1 protein-coding gene is annotated in these 1423 nt (G+C 71.0%); it reads right to left on the bottom strand.

Annotated features, from left to right (window positions below; translation table 11 throughout):
• On the bottom strand, positions 1-1397 hold a 1397-nt coding region (locus FKP22_RS30315), incomplete at its 3' end, for a YhdP family phospholipid transporter (RefSeq protein WP_259372477.1).
• Positions 1398-1423: the final 26 nt, after the last annotated feature.

Raw genomic sequence — 1423 nt, 5'->3', positions numbered from 1 at the left:
TTGTACGGCGACTGGCCGCTGAGCTGGGTGCCCAGCTTGGCAACCCAGCCGAGTTCGGTGGCGCGGCGCAGCCCTTCGGCGGTGGCCGTCCCCTGGCCCTGGAAGCGCACGATGCCGTCCGGCCCCATGTTGCCCTCGAAGGTGGCGTCACCGCCCACCAGCCGCGCCGCGCCGCCGCTGACGCTGAAGCCGTGCTGGCTGAAGTCGACCCGGGCCTGGGTGTTGGCAAACACCGGCAGGTCCGGCCGCAGCCGGATCTCGTTGCCGGCCAGTTGCACCTGGCCCTTGACACTGGTGTTGTTGACGTCGTCCAGCGGAATCACGAGCCCCAGCTGCAGCGTCATCGGACCGGTGCCGGTGGTGTCGTGCAATGCGCCGCTGATCAGCTTGTCGACCGGCGATGCGGCGACGTAGCGCAGCCCGTCGGCCAGCGGGCCGCGCACCGTGCCGTCGATGCTCAGCGCCGGCTTGGACATCAGGTCACGGATGTCGCCGTTGACGTTGGTCAGCGCCAGCCCCCAGACCTTGGCCTGGGCATTGCGGATCTGCATGCTGACGCGGTCGAACACCAGGTCGCCGCTGAGCTGGCTGAAGGCCGGCCAGGCGGGCGCCGCGCCGGGCTCGGCCGGCACATACGCAAAGTCCAGGTTGTGCACCTTGGCGGCAATGTGGAACTCGCCCTCGGCGGCCTTGGGGAACGGGAAGTGCCACAGGTCACCGCGCAGCTTGAAGTTCAGCTGCGAAATGTCACCCCCCAGCACGGCACCGGACACATATTGCCGCGCGCTGGGGCCAACGCCCAGCGGCAGGTAGCGGGCGACGCGCGCCGCCTTCAGCTGCGTGGCATGGCCGCTGAGTTCCAGCCGACCGGGGAAGCGTGCGCCGGCACCGTGGTCAGCCAAGCTGCCCGGCGGCTCGCCGGCCGCGCCGACCACGCCTTCGCCGGTCTGCCAGCGGGCGGACACATCGCCCTGCCCATCTTCGTTGGCGAAACGGCCGTCCTGCACCAGGAGCTGGATGGCCGGCAGCAGGCCGGGACGCGGCTGCAGTTGCCAGACCAGCTTGGCCTGGAAACGCGCCAGCGGCACCAGCGGGTCTTCGAAAACGCCCGGCAGCTCCAGCGCGCCATCGGTCACGCTGAGCCGGGCTTCGCCGCCGGTTTCATTGGCCTGCAGGTCCAGGTCTGCGCCGCGCCAGCCTGGCCGGCCGGGACCCTGGCCAGCCTCGGGTGGCTGGGCCGACAGCGAACTGCCGCTGAGCCTGCCCTTGACGCGGTAATGCTGCGGCGCCTGCGGCGAGCCGCTCCAGCTCAGCTGCAGACCTTGCACCAGGCCTTGCGGCGCGCTGTCCTGCAGCGTGCGCAGCAGCGTGGCCGGCAGCGGCAAGCGGCTGGCCATGCGGGCGAGCAAGGCAAGGTCCAGCC

Source organism: Ideonella azotifigens, assembly GCF_006519715.1.
GTDB classification, from domain to species: Bacteria; Pseudomonadota; Gammaproteobacteria; order Burkholderiales; family Burkholderiaceae_C; genus Ideonella; species Ideonella azotifigens.
This window is presented reverse-complemented; position numbering and strand designations above follow the sequence as displayed.